We start from the raw sequence: 20,955 nt of genomic DNA on the forward strand, positions 1-20,955 counted from the left end.
AGCATCCCTAGCCGTCATCCCAGCGAAAGCTGGGATCCATTTTGAATTTCGCGTGATGCACGTTTTTTTCCCCACCCATCCCACGAACACGTTCCAACCCCATGACCATCCTCACCCTCGAAGGCACCCGCATCCACGACATCGCCTCGTTCTACGACGAAGTCAATCGCGTCTTCATGGCGGACGAGGACTGGCAACTCGGGCACAGCCTCGATGCATTCGACGATCTGCTCTACGGCGGTTACGGCGCGCTCGACGGCGACGCGCCGGTGACGCTGGTGTGGACCGCGTTCGAACGCGGTCGCGAGGCGCTGGGCGCCGGCACGACGCGCGCCTGGCTGCATTCCAAGCGCGACAGCGGTCGCTACGACAGCGCGCGCATGCAGCGCGAACTCGATGCGCTCGACGCCGGTACCGGGCCGACGTACTTCGACATCGTGCTGGAGATCATCACCGCGCACCCGAACATCGCGCTGCAGCCGCGCTGATCAGTCGCGCTGCACGCGCTCGGCGATCTGCGGCGTGAACCAGAACGGGATGCGGTACTCGCGGCGACGCAGCTTGCCTTTGGACTCGCCTTCGGCGTTCCACACCAGCGCGAGGTTGTGGCGCCCCGGCTGGCGGCCGTCGAGCGGGATGTAGCCCACCAGACCGCGCATGCCGAGGTCGCGCCGCTCCATCGGCACGAAGCCGTCGAGCGGGATCTGCGTACCGTCGATCGACACCGTCCACAGGCGCGCCAGACAGTCGACCGCGAGGCGGCTGGCGGCATCGCCCTCGGCGGTGTTGCGCCCCGCCGCGAGCTCCGGGCACAGGCGGCGCGCCAGCGGGTTGTCGCGCTGCGGCTGGTGCGGAATGAACAGTCGCAGATGTGTTTCGGCGATGCGGTCGGACGGAATCATCGGGTAGCGCAGCAGCGCGTCGTGTTCGTCGCGCATGCTTTCGTAGTGGGCGCCGAGCATGCCGTGGTCGACGGCTTCGCTGGTGACCACGTCGTAGCCGGGCAACAGCGAGAACCGGCTCGAGTTCACCACCTGCAGGCCGCCGATCACCATCGCGCCGACGATCACCAGCCCATAGACCACCAGGAACAGGCGGCCGTTGAGATTGCTCTGCAGCGTGAGCTGCATCGGCCCGATCAGCCGCTGCGGGACCAGCACCGCGTAGATGCGCAGCAACTGCTGCAGGACGCGACGCGGGCCTTCGCTGGAACGGCCGATGGCCTCGCGGCGGGCGATGATCTTCTCGCACACCGCCATCGCCACGGCGCCGGCGATGAACGCGGCATACAGCGCGCCGCCCGCGATCAGCGCGATGCGGTCGGCCATGCCGAACACGGCGCCGACGAGGCTGGAAAGCACGATCAGCACGATCGCGAACACGCCGATGCCGGCCATGGTCAGCGCCATCAGGATGCTCATCGCGAACAGGATCGAGGCGAGGCGGTCGGCGCGCTCGATCGCCTCGCCGATGTCGCCCGTGCGCGCACGCAGATGCTCACGCGAGACCGGGCCCATCGAGGTCAGCCGCGTCCACTGCACGCCGCCGGGGAAGGTCGCCTTCAGACCGATCAGGCCGATCCAGTACCCGCGGATCGCGATGTGCACCAGGAAGGCGGTCGCCAGCGCGTAACTGACGCCCGTGCCGATGGCGAAGCCGAACCACACCGCGTACTCGGCCATGCCTTCGGCGTGGAGCGTGTTGGCCACCCAGGCGTCGAAGAGGCGGCCCGGCACGGTGAACAGACCGAAGACCAGCAGGCCCGAGACCAGCAGTTCGAGTTCGTCGCTGCGCTCGCGCAGGCGCTCGAAGCTGATGCGGCCCGTCGGCGTCACCGGCACCGCCGTGCCATCGACGGGCCGCGACGCGGCGTCGGTCTCGCTGTGCTGCATGTCGGTCTCCCCAGATCCGGAGTCCGAGTGTAGCGGCCTCCGCGTGGCGTTTTCAGCCGTCTTCGAGCAGCCGCGCGAGCGCCCAGGTGTCGAGGAAGGCAGTCGCGCGGACGATGCGTCCGTCCTGCAGCTGCAGATGCCAGGCGTAGTGGTTGCGGTAGGTGCCGCCGGCATGCGTGGTGGCGCGGCCTTCCCACAGCACGACGACGTGATTGCCCTCGGCGACGATGCGCTCGACGGTCGGGACGATCGGCGTCGCCAGACGAGCGGTGATCGGCGCGACGGCGTCGTCGAGAAAGGCCTGGCGCGAGCGGTAGACGCCCGAGACGGGGCTGTCGCCTGCCACCGTCCAGACCACGTCGTCGGCGAGCAGGTCGAACACCGCGCCACGCCCGTCGCGCCAGGCTTCGAACGCGTTCTCGACGACGGTCTTCGCATCGTGGGCGAACGCCGCAGCAGGCAGGCACAGCCCCATCGCCAGCGCGACCGGCGCAAGCCGGCGGATGTCGGCGCGCATCAGTAGGGGCTCGCCACGGGACGGACGATCAGCTCGCTGACGTCGACGTCGGCCGGCTGCTCCATCGCGAAGGCGATCGCGCGGGCGATGGCCTCGGGCGCGATGGTGACGCTGCGGAAGTCACGCATGCCCGCGGCCGAGGCTTCGTGGGTGATGGTGTCGGCGAGTTCGGACGCCGTGGTGCCGGGGCTGACGACGGTCACGCGCAGGTCGTCGTGTTCCTGGCGCAGGCCTTCCGAGAGCGCCCACACGGCGTACTTGGTGGCGCAGTAGACGGCCGAGGTCGGGAACACGCGGTGCGCGCCGATCGAGGCGACGTTGATCACGTGCCCGGAGCCCTGGCGCTGCATCACCGGCAGCACGGCGGCGATGCCGTGCAGCACGCCGCGGATGTTGACGTCGATCATGCGGTTCCATTCGTCGAGCTTCAGCGCCGCGAGCGGCGAGAGCGGCATGACGCCGGCGTTGTTGACGATGGCGTCGATGCGACCGTGCGTCGCGATGGCGTGGTCGACGAAAGCCTGGGTGTTTTCGGCGGACACGACATCCAGCGCACGCGCCTCGGCGCGGCCGCCGGCGGCGGTGATCTCGCCGACGAGGGCGTCGAGGCGGTCGACACGACGGGCGCCGAGCACGACGGTCGCGCCCTTAGCGGCAAGCGTACGGGCGGTGGCGGCACCGATGCCGCTGCTGGCACCGGTGATCAGGACGATGCGGTCGTCGAGGGTCTGCATGGGAATGCTCCATGTGGTGGCGTGGGGAGCTCACGGTAGCCACGGCCCGGCGTCCAGAGAATTCCCTCGCCGCTGGATGCGCTGGTTAGAATCGCTAACCAATGGACCTCGACCTCAATCTGCTGCGGGTCTTCGCCGCAGTCGCCGACAGCGACAACTTCCGCGTTGCCGCCGATCGTCTGGGCGTGACGCGCTCGGCGGTCAGCCAGGGCATCCGCAAGCTGGAAGACCGGCTGGGCGTGGCGCTGGTGACACGGTCCACCCGCAGCGTGCGGCTGACCGAGGCCGGGCATCGCCTGCACGTGCAGATCGCGGACCCGCTGGCGCGGATCGCCGCCGCGCTCGACGACGCGCTCGATGACGGTCCGCCACGCGGCGTGTTGCGGGTCGCGGTGACGTCCATCGCCGAACGCTTCCTGTCGGGCCCGCTGGTCGCGTCCTTCGCGCAGGCCTATCCGCAGGTGGTGCTGGACGTGACCGTGACCGACGACGAATCGGACATCGTCGCGGAGGGCTTCGATGCCGGCGTGCGGCTCGGCGAGGTGATCGAGCAGGACATGATCGCCGTGCCGCTGACCGGCCCCGTGCGACAGGTCGTCGTGGCGACGCCGGCCTACCTCGCCGCGCACGGTACGCCAACGCATCCGCGTGAACTTGTCGATCACCGCTGCATCGGCTGGCGGCCCTCGCCGGGCGTCGCGCCGTACCGCTGGGAGTTCTCGGACGACGGGCGGGATTTCGACGTCGCCGTGCAGCCGCAGGTCACGACCAACGACATGCTGCTGATGGTGCGCACGGCGCTGTCGGGCGGCGGCATCACGATCGGCATCGAGGAGACCTTCGCGCCCTATCTCGCACGCGGCGAACTGGTGGCGGTGCTGGAGGATTGGCTGCCGTCGTTTCCGGGATTCTTCCTGTACTTCCCGGACCGCCGCAATCCGCCGCCGAAGCTGCGGGCGCTGATCGAGCACGTGCGCAGGTTCCGGGATGCGGTGTAGCTGAAGCGGGTGCGGGATCTCGTTGCGCCAACCAGCGACTGGGCGTGTTCGTCGCCCCAGCAAAGGCTGGGGCCCATTTTGATGTTCGTGATCACCGCGAAGTTGGATCCCAGCTTTCGCTGGGATGACGGTCATGAGGTCTCCGGCTGTTCTGAGGCAAGTCGGTGACTCAACCGCGCATCATCCGCAAGAATCAACGCGACACCGGACCCGAACATCGGCTGTCGCCGCGTCGTTGCTTCCACAGGACATACGGCCTGCTTCAGCCGCGCAATAGACGCTCGATCCACGCCACTGCAGTCGAAAGGCCATCTTCTTCCTGCATTGCACGCCCAAGGGCCGCAGCACGTGTCCGCGCCTCGGGTCGTTCGGCGAACGCAATGGCCGCAGCGAGACCGGCGGTCGAGGGCCGCCGTCCGTTCAACACGCGATTGCTGATGCCCAGCGCGCGCAGGCGCCGGGCCCAGAACGGCTGGTCGCCGGCGAACGGCAGGATCACCGACGGAATGCCGGCGCGACACGCGGAGTGCGTGGTGCCCGAGCCGCCGTGATGGATCGCCAGTGCGCATCGCGGCAGCAGCCAGTCGTGCGGCACGCTGCCGATGACGCGGATGTTCGGCGGGAGACCGGCCGTGTCGATGCCGCTCCAGCCCGGATTGAACAGCGTGCGTCGATCGCCGAGCGCGTCGAGCAGTGCACGGCGCACGCGCGGTGCATCGAAGCCGCTCATGCTGCCGAAGCCGGCGTAGACCGGCGGCGTGCCGGCCTCGATCCAGTCGACGAGATCGGCTGGTGGCGACCAGTGCTGCGACAATGTCTGCCACTGCCCGCACGCGATCGCGTCGGTCGGCCAGTCGTCGATGTCGGGCAGCAATGCCGGCGAGATGCCGTAGAGCACCGGATGGTCCATCGGCAGCCTGCGCACCGGCGGCAGGCCGATCGCGACGCGTCCGCGGTTGGTCGTAGCGCGGAACGTGCGCCAGACCATGCGGTTCACGAAGTCGTGCGAGCTGCGGTTGAACAAGCGCGGCAGGCGGATCGGCGACAGCGGCGAGGTGAACGCGGCGGTCGGGCTGATCGGAATCATCATCGCGCCGATCGCCGGCACGCCCAGCGCGTCGGCCACCGACAGGCCGACGAAAGCCGTGAGCCCGGACACGATTGCCGCGTCGCAGCCGGCGCCGAGCGCCAGCGCCTGCTGCATCCATTCGGGCGTGCGCGCCTCGACGATGCGGATCAGTGCGCGCTCGATCTGGCGCATCGCGCGCATGCGCGACAGCGTGCCGCGGATGTCGCCGGCCAGCGCGGTCGCCGGCACGCCGAGTGCGTGCGCCGAGTCGAGCGTGTCGGCATCGCCGAGCAGGTGCACTTCGTGGCCCGCACGCATCAACGCGTGGCCGAGCGCGGCGAGCGGTCGCGCGTCGCCCTCGGTGCCGTAGGTGATGATCAGCAGGCGCATGCGCGGGAGTCTGGCGCAGCGCGCGTGAGGTCAGGTCGTCTTCAGCAGCTGCACGCGGAAACGCCGGCCCTTGATCTTGCCGTCGCGCAGATGGTTGACCGCCTGCTGCGCCTTGCCGCGCGCAATGGCGACGTAGCTGCGCGTGGCGAAGACATCGATCTTGCCGATCGCGTCCTTGTGCAGGCCGGCCTCGCCGGTCAGCGCGCCGACGATGTCGCCCGGGCGCAGCTTGTCGGTGCGGCCGGCATCGATGCGCAGCGTGACCATCGGCGCGATCGGCACGTCGCTGGCCTTGCCGCTGAGCGGCATCAGTTTTTCCCAGCGCACCGGCGCGCCGAAGTGCTGTTCGATCAACGTGGCGCGCGGCAGTTCGCGCGGCGTCACCAGGTTCAGTGCCAGGCCCGCACGGCCCGCGCGACCGGTGCGGCCAATGCGGTGCACGTAGGTGTCCACGTCGTGCGGCAGTTCGAAATTCACCACCGCGGCGAGATCCTCGACGTCGAGACCGCGCGCGGCGACGTCGCTGGCCACCAGCACGTTGCCGCTGCGGTTGGCGAAGCGCACCAGCACCTCGTCGCGGTCGCGCTGCTCCATATCGCCATGCAGCGCCAGCGCGTCGAAGCCGTAATGACCGAGCGAGCCGGCGACCTCGGCCACGTCGGCGCGCGTGTTGCAGAACACGACGGCCGATTCCGGGCGATGGCGCAGCAGCAGTGCGGCCAGCAGCGGTGCACGGCGCGCCGGTTCGACCTCGTGGAAGATCTGCGCGATCTTCGGCGCGGGCGCATCGCCGCCGACGCCGAGCTGCACCGGGTCGCGCAGCATCGCGGTGCCGAGATCGCGGATCTCGTCGGGGAACGTGGCCGAGAACAGCAGGCCCTGTCGCGCAGGCGGCACGCGCTTGACGATGTCGCGGATCGATTCCTCGAAGCCCATGTCGAGCATGCGGTCGGCTTCGTCGAGCACCAGCGTGGTCACGTGGCGCAGATGCAGGGCCTTCTTCTTCGCCAGCTCCTGGATGCGGCCCGGCGTGCCGACGACGACGTGCGGCGGATGCGTCAGCGACGCGAGCTGCGGGCCGAGCGGAATGCCACCGCACAGCACCGAGACCTTGAGGTTCGGGATGCCGATCGCGAGCTTGCGCAATTGCTTGCCGACCTGGTCGGCGAGTTCGCGCGTGGGACACAGCACCAGCGCCTGCGTCTCGATCAGCGCCGTGTCGATCTTCTGCAGCAGGCCGAGCCCGAACGCCGCGGTCTTGCCGCTGCCGGTCGGCGCCTGCGCGATGACGTCGCGGCCCTCGAGGATCGGCGGCAGGGCTTCGGCCTGGATCGGGGTCATCGCGGAATAGCCGAGCGCGTCGACGCCCTGCAGCAGGGCGGGCGGCAGCGCCAGCGTGGAGAAGGCAGCGGAGGTGTTCATGCGCACATGATCGCAGGCCGCGGGCGGCAGCGGCGGATCGGACGGCTTTGGGCGGCTCGGCCGCACGCTTTGAGCCCTCCCCCGCCCGCGAGGGATGCGTGCGATCCGTTTGCGCGGCATGCCGCGCGGATCGACCGCATGCCCGGCGTGCTTCGCCGGGCCGGACGGGTTGGGTGGGGGCAAACCCTACGTTCGCGCGGTGGGAGTTCCACTTGAGCGACATGCGTCACACACACAGCCTGTCGAACCCGGATCTGCGATGGAGTCGATATGCGCGATGGCCAGCGCACTCTGCTCGCAAAACGCCTGCGACGTGCGATGACGCCCGCAGAACAGGTGCTCCGGCGTCACCTGCGTGCCCGGCAACGCTGCAATCTGAAGTTCCGACGCCAGCACCCGATCGGTCCTTTCATCGTCGACTTTGTGAGCCTGGAGCCTGCTCTGGTGATCGAGGTAGGTGGCGGTCAGCACAATGGTTCACAGTCCGATGCAGCGCGCGACCACTACCTGCGTCGGCGTGGATTCGAGGTGCTGCGTTTCTGGAACACCAGGTGCTATCGAATCCGGACGCCGTCTGCCGGGTCGTGGATGCATGGATCGAGGGAGGGGATGTACGCATGGATTGAGTCATGCGTGCGCGGACCGTTTGCCCCCACCCAACCCTCCCCCGCCCGCGGGGGAGGGCTTCAAACGCCAGGCCTCAAGGCTCAGGCATAGAACGTCGCCGGCGCATCCGCTTCGACGATCGCATGCGGCACGAAGCGCGCACTGTCACGGGTGATCCGCGAGTCGTCTTCGCGGATGCCGATGCCGCAGGCGGTGTCGCCGACGATCCAGCTGCCGACCATCGGGTAATGCCCGTCGAAGGCCGGCAGGGGATGCGCGGCCTGGCGGATCGCCGGGCCGGCATACGGACCGTCGCTGTGCAGACGCGCGCCATCGGCCAGATGCAGTTCGATGTTCGCGCCTTCGCGCGAATGCAGCGGCTTGCGCACCCAGCCGGCCGGCAGCTCGCCGCCGGTATCGAACTCCGCGGCCAGCAGGTTCGGGTGCCCGCGATGGCGGTCCCACAGCAGCGGCAGCAGGCCCTTGTTGCTGAGCACGGCCTTCCACGGCGGCTCGATCAGGCGCAGGCCGGATTTGGGCAGCGCGCGGCCGAAGTCGTCGGCGAACAGGTCCTCGAGCGGATACAGCTTGAACAGCGAGCCGATCACCGTGTCGTCGAGATCGGTGTAGCGCCCGTCTTCGGACAGACCGATGTCCTCGAGCGCCATCGCCGCGCCGTGCAGGCCGGCCTGCGCCGCGCAGTCGCGCAGATAGGCGATCGTGCCCTGGTCCTCTTCCGACTCACGCACCGCGGCGAAAACCAAGGGCGGCGGCAGCGAGGCCATCAGTTCGCCGAAACGCTCGACCAGCGCCTCGTGGATCGAATTGAACTGGTCGGCATCGCGCGGCAGGCGACCGCTGGCGCGCTGGTCTTCGAGCCACTGCCACTGGAAGAACGCGGCCTCGAACAGCGAGGTCGGCGTGTCGTAATTGAGTTCGTAGAGCTTGGCCGGGCCTTTCCCGTCGTAGGCGAAGTCGAGCCGGCCGTAGAGATGCGGCTCGCGATTGCGCCAGCTCTCGGCGATCCAGTCGCGGTAATGCGCCGGAATCGCCAGCCGCTCCATCAGCGATTCGCTGCCGACGATCTCGTCGACCAGGCCCATCGCCATGTCGTGCAGTTCGACGCTCGGGTCTTCGAGATCGTGTTCGATCTGCGCCAGCGAGAACGCGTAGTAGCTGCGCTCATCCCAGTAGCGCGCGCCGTCGATGGTGTGGAACCGGAAGCCGCACTCGGCGGCCTGCGCCTGCCAGTCGCCGCGTTCGACGATCGGAACGCGCCGCATCTCAGCCGCCGGTGCTGCGGCCGCTGGCCGAACGTCCGAAGCCGCCGCGATTGGTCGTCACCGCGCGGTCCGGCGTGGCCGAGACCGGCGCCATGCCGGCGCGGCCGGCGCCCGGCGCGCCATTTGGGCGCAGCCAGCCCTGGCGGTTGTCGCGGAACGCCGGGGCGGCCTGCGGCGACTGCTGGGCCAGGCCCGCACGGTTGCCCGACATCATCTGCGACAGGAAGAAACCGGCCATCAGCGGACCGATGAACGAGTGGCCGGTCGACGTCTTCTGCTCCACGCACTGCTCGGCGGGGAACTCGGCCTCGCAGGCCGCGCGGCTGCTGTACTGCGGCGCGGTGTCGGCGGCCTGCAGCTTCGCCTGCTCGAACGCGATGCGGCAGGTCGCGGTGTCACCGACCGCCTGCGCACAGCTTTCGACCGAGGTGTAGAGACCTTCCTGCACCTGCACCGGCGCATCGCGCTGGCAGGCGGTGAACAGCAGGGGCGCGGTGCCCATCAGCAGCAGTGCAGTGGTCCTGGAGCGCTTGAGGCCGCGGGCCTTGCGTGGGTCGGTCATATCCGTGTGCCGTCTTCGTGTGTCCGGGCCGCCCATGATGCCGCGCGTGGGGTGTGCGGCATAGCGCGGCCTCTACACTGGCGTTCAGTCCCCGCTGCCGGATCGCCGATGCGCCTCGCATTGCTGTTGCCCTTGCTGCTCGCCACCACGTCCGCCACCGCGCAGACCGTCATCGAACGTGAGCAGGCCGTCCATGGACGCGCGATCGCCGCCGGCTACAAGGCGCTGACGCTGTGCAGTGCGCTGTTCAATGCCGGGCGCACGCCGGCGCAGGTCGAGGCGCTGGAGCTGGTCGGCATCTATCCCGAGTACGAGGCCGACGTACACGCGCTGGCAGCCGGGATTGATGCAGACGCGCGCACGGTGTCGGTCGCATTCGACGACGCGCTGCCGCCCCGCATCGCCGCGTGGCGTCCGAACCTGGGCTGCGCGCAGTTGCCGATCGGCGCGCCTGCGGAGGCGATCGCCACGTTGCCACGCTTCGATACCGTGTCGCCCGATCTCGATGCCAAGCCATGGCCGCTCGGCGAACGCGACGCGACTGCCGCGGCGCGGGGTGACGCCGCGAAGCTCGAAGCCGCCGTCGCCGCCGCATTCGACACGCCGGCCTACGGCGAAGGCCACGCGACGACCGGCGTGCTGGTGCTGCAGGACGGGCACATCGTTGCCGAGCGATATCGCGACGGCTTTGGCCCCCACACCGCGCAGCGCACCTGGTCAGTGGCCAAGAGCCTGACCGGTGCGCTGATCGGCGTGGCACAGCAGGCCGGCGAACTCGACGCCGCGAAACCCGCGCCGGTGCCCGAGTGGCAGGCGCCGGGCGATCCGCGACGCGCGATCACCGTCGACCAGTTGCTGCGCATGTCCAGCGGCCTGCACAGCGACACCGCCGGCAATCGCACCGACGCGCTGTACTTCGGCGGCGTCACCGTGGCCGAATCGGCGACCGGCTGGCCGCTGGTGCACGCGCCGGGCACGCACTTCCGCTACGCCAACAACGACAGCGTGCTGGCGGTGCATGCGCTGCGTGCCGCGACCGATGACGCCGCCCGCGCCCTGTCGCGCCCCTACACCGACCTGTTCTGGCCGCTGGGCATGACCCGCACCCACGCCGAGACCGACTGGCGCGGCGGTTTCGTACTGTCGAGCCAGGTCTGGTCGACCGCGCGCGATCTCGCCCGCTTCGGCCTGCTGCTTCAACAGGGCGGCGTGTTCGAAGGCCGGCGCCTGCTGCCGGACGGCTGGGTGCGCGCGGCGATCACGCCGTCCGGCCCGCAGCCGGAAGGCGACTTCGGCTACGGCGCCACGCTGTGGCTGATGCAGCGCACCGACGGGGTGCCGGCCGATGCCTTTGCCGCGATGGGCAATCGCGGCCAGTACGTGATCGTGGTGCCCTCGCGCGGCGTGGTGCTGGTGCGGCGCGGTGAGGATCCCACCGGCAAGCGCTTCGATCCGGCCGCGTTCACCGCCGCAGTGCTGGCGAGTCTGGAAGCGACTGCGCGCTGAATCCCGCCCAAGCGGTTGCCGGCGGAACAGGCGTTTTTCACCGGAATCAGACGCTTGCGGCCCTAGCTTCACACCCGGCTTCACGCTTCCCCGCGCTCCCACGGCGCTGGCGTGTCGCCGGACCCGCCATGACCCAGACCGACGCCCCCGACGCCAGCAGCGCCCCTGAAGACCGCACCCCGGCCGATGCCGCGGTGGCCGGACAAGATGCGCTCGAAGCGCGCTTCAAGCCGGGCCTCGAGCAGGCGCCGTACTACTCGGTCGGCCGCAACTGGGACGACTACGCGCCCGCTTACCGTTTCGGCCGCGACAGCCGCCTGCGCCACGACGGCCGCCGGTTCGAGGAGGTGGCGACCCAGCTGGAACAGGAATGGGCCACGGCGCGCGAGCAGTCGCGCCTGGGCTGGGTGGAGGCGCGTGGCGCGATCGAGGACGCGTGGGACGTGCCGCCCGTCGGAGACACCCCCGCGCACACCGGCCCGATCGGGCTGCCGGGCCGCGACGCCGATTGACCGCTACCGATCCGGCGAAGTCGACGCGGTACCATGCGCGTCTTTGCCGCGACGCCCGACCATGACCCAGTCTCCTGATTTCGACGCCCGCCACGGCGTCAGCCGCGACGATGCCGAATCGGCGGTGCGCACGCTGCTGCGCTGGGCCGGCGAGGACCCCGCGCGCGAAGGCCTGCTGGACACGCCGCGCCGCGTGGCCGACGCCTACACCGAATGGTTCAGCGGCTACGCGACCGATGCCGACGCGTATCTGGCGCGCACGTTCGAAGAGGTGGCCGGCTACGACGAGATGATCGTGCTTCGCGACATCGAGTACGAAAGCCACTGCGAACACCACATGGCGCCGATCATCGGCAAGGTCCACGTGGGCTATCTGCCGGCCGGCAAGGTCGTGGGCATCAGCAAGCTGGCGCGCGTGGTCGAGGCCTACGCCAAGCGCTTCCAGGTGCAGGAAAAGATGACCGCGCAGATCGCCGGCTGCATCCAGCGCGCGCTGGCGCCGCTGGGCGTGGGCGTGGTGGTGGAAGGCGCGCACGAGTGCATGACCACCCGCGGCGTGCACAAGCGCGGCGTGAGCATGATCACCTCGACGATGCTGGGCAGCTTCCGCGAGGACGCCCGCACCCGCGCCGAGTTCCTGCAGTTCATCGAAGTGGGCGGCGGCCGCCGCTGAGGCCGTCCGCGCTGGCGCTCAGGTGCCCGTGATCGTGTCCCAGCCCATCTTGGCGATCAGCACAACGACCAGGGTCACGAACAGCTTGCGGATCACCGGTGTACCGCCGCGCAGCGCGAGCCGGGTGCCGGCGAACGCGCCGGCCACGTTCGCCGCCGCCATCGGCACCGCGAACGCCAGCAGCACGTGGCCCGACGGCACGAAGAACGACAGCGCGGCCAGGTTGGTCGCGATGTTGACGATCTTCGATGCGGCCGTGGCACGCAGGAAGTCGAGTCCGAAGAAGCGGATGAACAGGAAGATCAGGAAACTGCCGGTGCCCGGACCGAACAGGCCGTCGTAGAAGCCGATCGCCGCGCCCATCAGCAGGGCCAGACCGAGTTCCCTGCGGCCGACATCGCGAGGGCGGTGCAGCGCGCCGAAGTCCTTCTTGACCAGGGTGTAGGCCAGCATCGCGACCAGCAGCACCAGGATCAGCGGCCGCACCGCATCGCGCGGCAGCAGCGTCACCGCCGTGGCGCCGGCGAACGAGAACACGAAGGCCGTGGCCGCCGCGAACAGCACCGGCGCCCACGGGAAGCGCACGTTGCGCGCATAGCGCCAGCCGGCCGCGGCGGTGCCGAAGAACGAGCTGAACTTGTTGGTGCCCAGCAGCGCCGCCGGCGTGTGCTGCGGCAGCGCGGTGAACAGACCGGGCAGTTGTACGAGGCCCCCGCCGCCGACCGCCGCATCGACCAGGCCGGCCATGAAGGCGATGCAGACCAGCCAGAGCAGTTCGGGAAACAGCGCGTCCACGTGGGATGTCGAGATCGGGGGGCGGCAAGGATACGCGCGAATCCGCACGCCCCAGGCTTGAAGCCCTCCCCCGTGTACGGGGGAGGGTTGGGTGGGGGCGAACCATCAGCGCACGTCATTCAGAACCGGGCGGTAAGCGTCGTTCCGTTCGACTTCGTTCTCGACCGGATCGTTTGCCCCCTCCCAAACCCTCCCCCGCCTCGCGGGGGAGGGCTATCGCCATCGCGCTGCGCCGGGTCCTGCGAACCGAGGCCCACCACCCCGCTCGCGTACAATGGCCGGCCGTTTGTCCGCGATCGAACACCGTGAAATCCCAGCTCCGCGCCCTGATCGAGCCGCTCGTCGAGCAGGCCATCGCCGCCCTGCGTGACGCCGGCACCCTGCCTGCCGACCTGGCGACGCCCGACTTCACCGTCGAACGTCCCAAGGACCGCAGCCATGGTGATGCCTCGACCAATGCCGCGATGCTGCTGGCCAAGCCGGCGAAGTCCAACCCGCGCGCGATCGCGCAGGCGCTGGTCGACGCGCTGCCGGGCAACGATGCGATCGAGCGCGTCGAGATCGCCGGTCCGGGCTTCCTCAATTTCCGCCTGACCGCGCAGGCCTGGCGCGACACCCTCGTCGCCGTGCATGCGCAGGGCGATGCCTTCGGCCGCAATGAGGGCGGCGCCAACCGCACCGCAGGCGTCGAGTACGTATCGGCGAATCCGACCGGTCCGTTGCACGTCGGCCACGGCCGCGCGGCGGTGATCGGCGACTGCATCGCGCGCGTGCTCGACGCGAACGGCTGGCAGGTCAAGCGCGAGTTCTACTACAACGACGCCGGCGTGCAGATCGAGAATCTCGCGCGCTCCACCCAGGCACGCGCCCGCGGCTTCAAGCCCGGTGATGCGCAGTGGCCGGCCGATGCCTACAACGGCGACTACATCGGCGACGTCGCACGCGCCTACCTCGACGGCGCGACGGTCGAGGTCGACGGCCACACCGTCACTGGCGTGCCGGACGCCGAGGATCTCGACGCGATCCGCCGCTTCGCCGTGGCGTGGCTGCGCCGCGAGCAGAACGAGGACCTCGCCGCGTTCGGCGTCGGCTTCGACGTGTACTTCCTCGAGTCGTCGCTGTACGCCGACGGCAAGGTGGAAGAAACCGTGCGCGAGCTCGTCGCACACGGCCACACCTACGAGGAAGGCGGCGCGCTGTGGCTGCGCAGCACCGACTACGGCGACGACAAGGACCGCGTGATGCGCAAGTCCGACGGCACCTACACCTACTTCGTGCCGGACGTGGCCTACCACCTGTCGAAGTGGCAGCGCGGCTACGAGCGCGCGATCACCGAACTGGGCGCCGATCACCATGGTTCGCTGGCGCGCGTGCGCGCCGGTCTGCAGGCGCTCGACGCCGGCATTCCGCAGGGCTGGCCGGAATACGTGCTGCACCAGATGGTCACGGTGATGCGCGGCGGCGAGGAAGTGAAACTGTCCAAGCGTGCCGGCAGCTACCTCACGCTGCGCGATCTGATCGACGAGGCGGGCCGCGATGCGACGCGCTGGTTCCTGGTCGCGCGCAAGCCCGATTCGCAGCTGGTGTTCGACATCGACCTGGCGCGCAGCCAGTCGCTCGACAACCCGGTCTACTACGTGCAGCTCTCGCATGCGCGCATCTGCGGCCTGCTGCGCAAGCTCGATGAAGCCGGTCTCGCCTTCGATCTGCAGAACGGCCTGAAGCAGTTGCCGGACATGACCGATGTCGCGCTGCGCGACGTGCTGATCGACCTCTCGCGCTGGCCGGAGATCGTCGCTGCCGCGGGCGCGCAGCTTGAACCCCACCTGATCGCGACCTACCTGCTGGAGCTGGCACAGGGCTTCCAGACGTACTACAACGACCACCAGTTCCTGGTCGACGATGCCGACGTGCGCGACGCACGTCTGGCGCTGGCCACCGCAGTGCGTCAGGTGCTGCGCAACGGCCTCACGCTGCTGGGCGTGCAGGCACCGGAGGCGATGTAAATGGCGGCACGACGCGGCAAATCCCAGGCCCGACGCAACGGCGGCAGCTCCGGCGGCCTGCCCGGCTGGGCGTGGATGATCATCGGCGTGGTGCTGGCGCTCGGCGTCGTGCTGGCGGTGCCGCGCCTGCTCAAGCCCGATGCGCAGGACGGCTTCTTCCGTCCGCAGCCCAACCCGGATGCGCAGCCCGCGGCGGCGACTTCGGAAGACGAACCCGAGCTGCCCACGCCCGCCGGCCAGCGTCCGCGCAGCGGTACGCAGCCACAGCCGACCTCGACCGACTACGACTTCTACACGATGCTGCCCGAGCAGGAAGTTCCGATGACGGACGCCGAGCTCGCTGCCAGCGCGCGTGCCGAAGCCCAGCGCCAGCAGCGTGCCGAAGCGCAGCAGCGCGCGCTGCAGGCCCAGCATCCCGACGCCGCCGATCTCGCCGGTGGCGCGACGGCTGGTCCGCAGCCCTTGCCCGAAGACCGCCCGGCCGCGACCACGCCGCCGACCGCACCGGTGCAGGCGGCCAGTGCCCCGGCCGCCGCCGGCGGCGATGCCCGCTACATCCTGCAGGCCGGTTCGTTCAGCGCGTCGGGTGATGCCGAAGCGCTGAAGGCCCGTATCGCCCTGCTGGGTCTGACCGCGCGCGTGGAATCGGGCGAAGCGGGCGGCCGCACCGTGTACCGCGTGCGCATGGGGCCCTACGGCACCGCGACCGATCTGGCCGAAGCCAAGCAGAAGCTCGGCAACGGCGGCCTGCCGGCGCTGGCGATCAAGGCGCAGTAAGTACTGGTCTTCCGCTTGCGGAAGACGCCTTCGTCCCTCTCCCCTTGCGGGAGAGGGGGGACCATTTGCAAAGCAAATGGTGGGTGAGGGGGCGACGCTCGCGGGGTCCGCTTTTCTTGAAGCTTTCCTCGCATCCCTCTCCGCGCCCACACCACACTCCCGCGAGACCGCCCTCACCCCAACCCTCTCCCGAAGGGAGAGGGGCTCAAGCGCACCGCGAGGATGAGGGGCTCAAGCGCCCAGGTATCGGGGCTGAACCTCATTCCGTGTCTCCCGTCCCATCCGGATCGCAGTCCGCGCGACCGCGCTGCGGACACTGGAATCCCGAGGGAGGACACGCGCCATGGCCATCGAAGCCGCACTGATCAAACCCGTCGTCGATGTGCTGCTGGCGCTGTTCCAGCAAGGCAACGACCTCAAACTCAAACACAACGCCCAGGCCGCCGTCCGCGACGCGATCCGCGAACTGCTGCAGGCCAATCCGGATGAGAACCGCGCGGCGACACGCATCGCCGTCGCGCGCGCGGCCGGCATCCTGTCCGAGGATGTGGTGCTGGCCGAGGACATGCTGCAGAAGCATCTGGCGACGAAGGCCCGCACGCGCGGCAAGTCGACGACCGGCCGGCGCCGCATGCGCAGCGCACCGGCGAGCGGCGAAACGCCTTCGCCCCGGTCACCGGATGCGCCCGGAACCGGCACTCCGACATCACACTGAGCCTGCAAGGCTGACGCCCGGTTCCAGCGGAGATGGCGTCATGACCGGCATCCTCGTATTCGCGGCGATCAGCCTGACGTGGTGTCTGAGCGAACTATGGATCGGACTGCGCCATCGCGCGTCCGACCGCAGCCGCGACAGCGGCACCCTGGCCAGGCTGGTGCTGGTGATCGGCGGCGGGGTGGGCGTGGCCCTGCTGGTATCGGCGTGGTCGCCGGGCCGGGTGCCCGCCGAATGGCGCGAGGCCTTCCTGTGGGCCGGCTGCGCGCTGATGCTGGCCGGCATGCTGTTCCGCTGGTGGGCGGTGCGGGTGCTGGCACGCCATTTCACCGTGGACGTGGCGATCGCGCCGGACCATCAGCTGATCCGCCGCGGCCCCTACCGCTGGCTGCGCCATCCGTCCTATACAGGCCTGCTGCTCACGTATCTGGGTTTCCTGTGTGCGCTGGGCAGCTGGCTTGCGCCGCTGGTCGTCGCCATACCGCTGTGGCGCGCATTGCGGTCGCGCATCCAGGTGGAGGAAGCGGCGCTGTCGACCGCGTTCCCGCACGCCTACGCCGACTACGCGCGCAGCACGCGCCGCCTGCTGCCGGGCATCTGGTGAGCGCGCGCCGGGCGCGGGCTTTCGACGCGCGGTAAGCTGTCGCGCCTTGCCGCAGGCTGTCCCGTCGCATGACCACGTCCACGCCCCTGAGCGATACCGAACTCGACCGTCTCGACGTCCTGCTCGACCGCTGCACCGATCCGGAGACGGGGCTGGGCAACCTCGAGATGCTCGACGGCTATCTGTCCGCCTGCGCGGTCGGTCCGGTGGAAGTGGCGCTGGCCGACATGCTGCCGACGATCTGGGGCGAAGGCGAGGTGCCGCGCCGCGACGAGCGCCAGTCCCGCGAGGCCGAAGCCCTGATCGCGCGCCTGTCGGCCGAGGTCGAGCAGCGCATCCGTCACGATCCCGAAGACGGCGGCGACCGCGAGGCGCTGATGCCGTTGCTGGGCCTGCCGCCCGAAGCCGAAGGCGATGACGGGGCGACCACGCCCTCCGCCGACGACGCCCTCGATGGCATTCCCGAGGATTTCCCGTTTGCGGCGGCCTGGGCGGCCGGGTTCCTGCGCGGCGCCGCGCAGCACGAGGCCGACTGGTCGGCGTGGATGTCCGAGCACGCGTCGATCGAGAACGACCTGGGCGTGATCACGCGCCTGGCGATCGTCGATCCTGCGCAGCTCGAAGACGCCGAGATGGAGGCGGCCGAGATGCTGACGCTCGACGAACGGTTCGACCTGACCTACGACCTGCCCGACATGCTGCACGAGATGTATCTGCAGCGCCTGCACGATCGCCGCCCGGCACCCGCGAAGCGCGCCGACGTCCCCGGCCGCAACGATCCCTGCAATTGCGGCAGCGGCAAGAAGTTCAAGAAGTGCTGCGGCAACGAGACCCTGCACTGACCTGCCGCGCTGTTCCGCCTCGCCCCTGACCGGCGCGGCCGTACCGGAGTCTGCCCCCATGTCCCGCACCATCCTCATCACCGGCGCCACGTCGGGTTTCGGCGCCGCTGCGGTGGCGCGCTTTCTCGCCGGCGGCTGGCGCGTGGTCGCGACCGGGCGCCGCGCCGAGCGCCTGCGGGCGCTGACCGATGCACACGGCGCCGAACGTCTGCACACCGCCGCCTTCGACATCCGCGACGACCTGGCGATGCAGGCCGCGCTCGACGCGCTGCCGGCGGACTTCCGCGACATCGATGCGCTGGTCAACAACGCCGGACTGGCCCTGGGCACCGCGCCGGCACAGCGCGCGGATCTCGCGCAGTGGCGGCAGATGATCGAGACCAACGTCACCGCACTGGTCACGCTGACGCATGCGCTGCTGCCGACGCTGATCGCGCGCCGCGGCGCGGTGCTCAACGTCAGTTCGATCGCCGGCAGCTATCCCTACCCCGGCGGCAACACCTACGGCGGCACCAAGGCCTTCGTCACCCAGTTCTCGCTGGGGCTGCGCAGCGATCTGCACGGCACCGGCGTGCGGGTGACGTCGATCGAGCCGGGCCTGGCCGAAACCGAATTCACGCTGGTGCGCACCAGCGGCGACCAGGCCGCATCGGACACGCTCTACGCGGGCAGCCGGCCCATCGTCGCCGAGGACATCGCCGAGACGCTGTGGTGGGTGGCGAACCTGCCGCCGCACCTCAACATCAATCGCCTCGAGTTGATGCCGGTCAGCCAGTCGTTCGCGGGCTTCCAGATCCATCGCGAGGGCTGAGCGGGCGTCGCAGCACCCGGCGCCGGTCGGTTCCGTACACTGCGGATGCGCGGACATGCGCATCACGGACCGACAGGACAGGGAGTCCCCATGCGACGGCACCGGTGTCTCGTTGTCTCCATCCCGCTGATGCTGTGCGCCGCGACCGCGGTCGCCAGCCCCGACGTGGATCGCATCTTCGCCGAGCAGGACCGCAACGGCGATGGCGTCATCACCCAGGCCGAATCACGCGCGGGCGCCGCGCGTGATTTCCGCAAGCTCGACACCAACGGCGACGGCGTGCTGGTGGCCGCCGAGGTCAATCCTCGGGTGACAAGTTCAAGCCCGGGTGGCACAGGCTTCCCGCCCGAGGCACAGGCCGCGCTGCTGGATGCCACGATGCGTCTGTGGGACGTCAATGGCGACGGTCGCATCACGCTGGCCGAGATGCAGCAGACCTATGTCGCCAGCCTGCTGAGCGCCGACCACGATGGCGATGGCCAGGTCTCACGCGAGGAACTGGGCCGCTTCCATCAGGGCGTCATCGCACCACCCCGTTGAGCGTCTGCGCTTCGAGAGAAGGTGCGTCGCCGCCATGGCGACGCACCCGACCGCCTACTGCAGCGGCGCCCACACGAACGTGCCATCACGACGCACGACGTGCCCCAGGCCCGGGTACGGGAAATGCGGCGAGGACACGGTGACGCCGGTGTCGGCCGCACGTGCGAGCAGCGCCTCGCGGCTGGTCTCGGCAACCGGCGCGTCGCCGTCGAACGCGATCGTCCACTGCGGCCGCTGCACCGACACCGCGAAGTGGTGCGCCGCGTCGCCGATGTAGAGCAGACGCGCATCGCCATCGGTGATCTCGTAGGCGCTGTGGCCGGGCGTGTGGCCGTCGACTTCGACCGCAGTCACGACGCCGGGCAACAGTTCGGCGCCCGGCGTGAAAGCGTCGACGCGCGGCTGGATCGCCGCGGCCAGCGCCGCATTCGCATCATCCGTCTGCAGCGCCGCCCATTCCGGCGCCGAGAGATGCACGGTCGCGTTTGGGAAGCGGGCCGCGCCGCTGTCGTCGAGCAGGCCGCCGACGTGGTCCGGATGCGCGTGGCTGATGAAGATGTCGGTCACCTGCGCCGGCTCGACCCCTGCGGCCTGCAACGCGGCCGGCAGACGACCGGCATCGGCGAAGTCGGCAGCGCCGGCGCCGGTGTCGAACAGCAGCACGCGGTCGCCGCTGCGCACCAGCAGCGTCTGCACGCTCAGATGCACGGTATCGGTCGGCTCGCCCGCTTTCGACAGTACCGCATCGAGTTCCGCCTTCGGCGCACCGACGCCCAGCGTCTTGCCGTCATTCGGAAACCGGATGTCGCCGTCGCGCAGCACGGCGGCCTGGAGCGTGCCGATGTTGAAGCGGTGCACGTCGGCGTTGGCGGTCGTCGCATCGTCAGCGGCCTCCATCGGCGGTGGCGGCGCATCGACGGTCGCCGGCGGCGGTGCGGGCTCGGCGCAGGCGGCGAGGAGGGCGGTCAATGCGAGGGCGAGGATGGCGCGGGCGGGACGGATCGGACGCATGGAGTGGGCTCCCTGTAAGTGTGCGGCGCGGCCGGTCGCCCGCGCGCGATACCGGCGAGCATAGTCCGTGGATGCGATCGCGATCGCATGCATCGGCGGTCCACTGCATGCCGCGCGTGATCCCCGGAAGGCGGTGCGGGATAGTCCGATGCGACATCGCGCCCCTGCTGCGGCGAGGCGTTGCTACGGTGATCGTCAGATCCATGACGGAGCACCTGACGGATGAAGGGACCGCTTCTCGCAGCGTCGATGACACTGCTGTGCGCACCGTCGATCTCAACTGCGCAAAGTCCGTTCGACGTGCCGGGCACCTTCAAGCGCGTCGACGCCAACGGCGACGGCCGCATCACGCCTGACGAAATCCGCGTGGACGCGGGTCGCGACTTCGACAGATACGATCTCGACGGAGACGGTCTGCTCAGTCGTGATGAAGTCCGACAACAGCAGATACTGCATGGCTTACAGAACGGTGGCCCTACGGCCGCAACTGCCGAGGTCATCGAGATGGTGACCAGCCACGCCTTCAGGTTCTTCGACTTCGACGGCGACGGCCGGATCACCCGCGAGGACTACATCCGCAGCGGCATCCGCCAGATACTGCAGGCGGACACCGATGGTGACGGCGCAGTCACGCTCGAGGAACTGCATCGGTTCCACGGCCAGACGCCCCGCTGACCCAGGCGGGGCAGA

23 protein-coding genes are annotated in these 20,955 nt (G+C 69.7%); 14 read left to right on the plus strand and 9 right to left on the minus strand.

Translation table 11 applies throughout. The annotated features are described in order from the left end of the window. The first annotated feature begins 101 nt into the window (after positions 1–101). The gene (locus tag E2F49_RS14705; protein WP_133394588.1) at positions 102–488 is read left to right on the plus strand and encodes a barstar family protein; all 387 of its coding nucleotides are present in this window, start codon (positions 102–104) and stop codon (positions 486–488) included. Here the strand turns inward: E2F49_RS14705 and E2F49_RS14710 are convergent, their stop codons facing one another. The 3 genes from E2F49_RS14710 to E2F49_RS14720 are packed head-to-tail and all read right to left on the minus strand — an operon-like array spanning position 489 to position 3,143. Continuing rightward, positions 489–1,892 carry a hypothetical protein gene (locus tag E2F49_RS14710; protein WP_133394589.1) on the minus strand — a complete coding sequence of 468 codons (1,404 nt, stop codon included), beginning with the start codon at positions 1,890–1,892 and terminating at the stop codon, positions 489–491. A 52-nt stretch (positions 1,893–1,944) separates the two neighbouring features. Continuing rightward, positions 1,945–2,409: a nuclear transport factor 2 family protein gene (locus E2F49_RS14715; RefSeq protein ID WP_133394590.1), complete on the minus strand. Its 465-nt coding sequence runs from the start codon at positions 2,407–2,409 to the stop codon at positions 1,945–1,947. Continuing rightward, positions 2,409–3,143 carry an SDR family oxidoreductase gene (locus tag E2F49_RS14720; RefSeq protein ID WP_133394591.1) on the minus strand — a complete coding sequence of 245 codons (735 nt, stop codon included), beginning with the start codon at positions 3,141–3,143 and terminating at the stop codon, positions 2,409–2,411. The genes E2F49_RS14715 and E2F49_RS14720 overlap by 1 nt, the downstream gene beginning before the upstream one ends. 101 nt (positions 3,144–3,244) lie before the next feature. On the opposite strand from E2F49_RS14720, the gene E2F49_RS14725 reads away from it, so the two are divergent. Further along, on the plus strand, positions 3,245–4,141 hold the full coding sequence (locus E2F49_RS14725) for a LysR family transcriptional regulator (RefSeq protein WP_133394592.1): 897 nt from the start codon (positions 3,245–3,247) through the stop codon (positions 4,139–4,141). 262 nt (positions 4,142–4,403) lie between these two features. On the opposite strand, the gene E2F49_RS14730 is transcribed toward E2F49_RS14725, so the two are convergent. Together E2F49_RS14730 and dbpA are read right to left on the minus strand one after the other, a co-directional pair. Continuing rightward, positions 4,404–5,600 carry a glycosyltransferase gene (locus E2F49_RS14730; RefSeq protein WP_133394593.1) on the minus strand — a complete coding sequence of 399 codons (1,197 nt, stop codon included), beginning with the start codon at positions 5,598–5,600 and terminating at the stop codon, positions 4,404–4,406. Between the two features lie 30 nt (positions 5,601–5,630). Continuing rightward, positions 5,631–7,022, minus strand: coding sequence for an ATP-dependent RNA helicase DbpA (dbpA, locus tag E2F49_RS14735; protein WP_133394594.1), 1,392 nt, complete (start codon positions 7,020–7,022; stop codon positions 5,631–5,633). Positions 7,023–7,292: 270 nt separating this feature from the next. Here dbpA and E2F49_RS16840 point away from each other — a divergent pair, with 270 nt between their 5' ends. Further along, positions 7,293–7,739, plus strand: a complete 447-nt coding sequence (locus E2F49_RS16840) for an endonuclease domain-containing protein (protein ID WP_208004922.1) — start codon at positions 7,293–7,295, stop codon at positions 7,737–7,739. Here E2F49_RS16840 and E2F49_RS14745 read toward each other — a convergent pair. After that, positions 7,730–8,911 (minus strand): glutathionylspermidine synthase family protein, encoded by a 1,182-nt coding sequence (locus E2F49_RS14745; RefSeq protein ID WP_133394595.1) that lies wholly within the window; start codon positions 8,909–8,911, stop codon positions 7,730–7,732. The genes E2F49_RS16840 and E2F49_RS14745 overlap by 10 nt on opposite strands. 1 nt (position 8,912) lies before the next feature. Continuing rightward, the gene (locus E2F49_RS14750) at positions 8,913–9,473 is read right to left on the minus strand and encodes a DUF1190 domain-containing protein (RefSeq protein WP_055250515.1); all 561 of its coding nucleotides are present in this window, start codon (positions 9,471–9,473) and stop codon (positions 8,913–8,915) included. Between the two features lie 108 nt (positions 9,474–9,581). Here E2F49_RS14750 and E2F49_RS14755 point away from each other — a divergent pair, with 108 nt between their 5' ends. The 3 genes from E2F49_RS14755 (at position 9,582) to folE (ending at position 12,164) form a co-directional block, all read left to right on the plus strand. Continuing rightward, complete coding sequence (locus E2F49_RS14755) at positions 9,582–10,979, plus strand: serine hydrolase domain-containing protein (protein ID WP_133394596.1); 1,398 nt, start codon at positions 9,582–9,584, stop codon at positions 10,977–10,979. A 128-nt stretch (positions 10,980–11,107) separates the two neighbouring features. Then, positions 11,108–11,491 (plus strand): hypothetical protein, encoded by a 384-nt coding sequence (locus E2F49_RS14760; protein WP_133394597.1) that lies wholly within the window; start codon positions 11,108–11,110, stop codon positions 11,489–11,491. Between the two features lie 61 nt (positions 11,492–11,552). After that, entirely contained in the window at positions 11,553–12,164 is a 612-nt protein-coding gene (gene folE, locus E2F49_RS14765; protein ID WP_133394598.1) for a GTP cyclohydrolase I FolE, read from the plus strand. An 18-nt stretch (positions 12,165–12,182) separates the two neighbouring features. Here the strand turns inward: folE and E2F49_RS14770 are convergent, their stop codons facing one another. After that, complete coding sequence (locus E2F49_RS14770) at positions 12,183–12,959, minus strand: sulfite exporter TauE/SafE family protein (protein ID WP_279487359.1); 777 nt, start codon at positions 12,957–12,959, stop codon at positions 12,183–12,185. Positions 12,960–13,264: 305 nt separating this feature from the next. Here E2F49_RS14770 and argS point away from each other — a divergent pair, with 305 nt between their 5' ends. The 7 genes from argS to E2F49_RS14800 all read left to right on the plus strand — a co-directional run bounded on the left by argS (position 13,265) and on the right by E2F49_RS14800 (position 19,254). Further along, the gene (gene argS, locus E2F49_RS14775; protein ID WP_243713620.1) at positions 13,265–14,965 is read left to right on the plus strand and encodes an arginine--tRNA ligase; all 1,701 of its coding nucleotides are present in this window, start codon (positions 13,265–13,267) and stop codon (positions 14,963–14,965) included. Further along, the gene (locus E2F49_RS14780) at positions 14,966–15,742 is read left to right on the plus strand and encodes an SPOR domain-containing protein (RefSeq protein ID WP_133394600.1); all 777 of its coding nucleotides are present in this window, start codon (positions 14,966–14,968) and stop codon (positions 15,740–15,742) included. Between the two features lie 343 nt (positions 15,743–16,085). Next, positions 16,086–16,457 carry a hypothetical protein gene (locus E2F49_RS16465; RefSeq protein ID WP_055250530.1) on the plus strand — a complete coding sequence of 124 codons (372 nt, stop codon included), beginning with the start codon at positions 16,086–16,088 and terminating at the stop codon, positions 16,455–16,457. 40 nt (positions 16,458–16,497) lie between these two features. Then, positions 16,498–17,061, plus strand: a complete 564-nt coding sequence (locus tag E2F49_RS16470) for a methyltransferase family protein (protein ID WP_165971251.1) — start codon at positions 16,498–16,500, stop codon at positions 17,059–17,061. Between the two features lie 68 nt (positions 17,062–17,129). Then, positions 17,130–17,903 (plus strand): UPF0149 family protein, encoded by a 774-nt coding sequence (locus E2F49_RS14790; RefSeq protein ID WP_133394602.1) that lies wholly within the window; start codon positions 17,130–17,132, stop codon positions 17,901–17,903. 58 nt (positions 17,904–17,961) lie between these two features. Further along, a complete protein-coding gene (locus tag E2F49_RS14795) occupies positions 17,962–18,714 on the plus strand; it encodes an SDR family NAD(P)-dependent oxidoreductase (RefSeq protein ID WP_133394603.1) in 753 nt (250 codons plus the stop codon). 90 nt (positions 18,715–18,804) lie between these two features. Continuing rightward, positions 18,805–19,254 carry an EF-hand domain-containing protein gene (locus tag E2F49_RS14800; RefSeq protein ID WP_165971252.1) on the plus strand — a complete coding sequence of 150 codons (450 nt, stop codon included), beginning with the start codon at positions 18,805–18,807 and terminating at the stop codon, positions 19,252–19,254. 54 nt (positions 19,255–19,308) lie between these two features. Here E2F49_RS14800 and E2F49_RS14805 read toward each other — a convergent pair whose 3' ends face one another. After that, positions 19,309–20,265: an MBL fold metallo-hydrolase gene (locus E2F49_RS14805; protein ID WP_133394605.1), complete on the minus strand. Its 957-nt coding sequence runs from the start codon at positions 20,263–20,265 to the stop codon at positions 19,309–19,311. 249 nt (positions 20,266–20,514) lie between these two features. Between E2F49_RS14805 and E2F49_RS16575 the strand changes: the two genes are divergently transcribed. Then, positions 20,515–20,940, plus strand: coding sequence for an EF-hand domain-containing protein (locus E2F49_RS16575; protein ID WP_208004924.1), 426 nt, complete (start codon positions 20,515–20,517; stop codon positions 20,938–20,940). Positions 20,941–20,955 lie beyond the last annotated feature (15 nt).

It is taken from the genome of Luteimonas terrae (assembly GCF_004358165.1).
In the GTDB taxonomy this organism is placed as follows: domain Bacteria; phylum Pseudomonadota; class Gammaproteobacteria; order Xanthomonadales; family Xanthomonadaceae; genus Luteimonas; species Luteimonas terrae.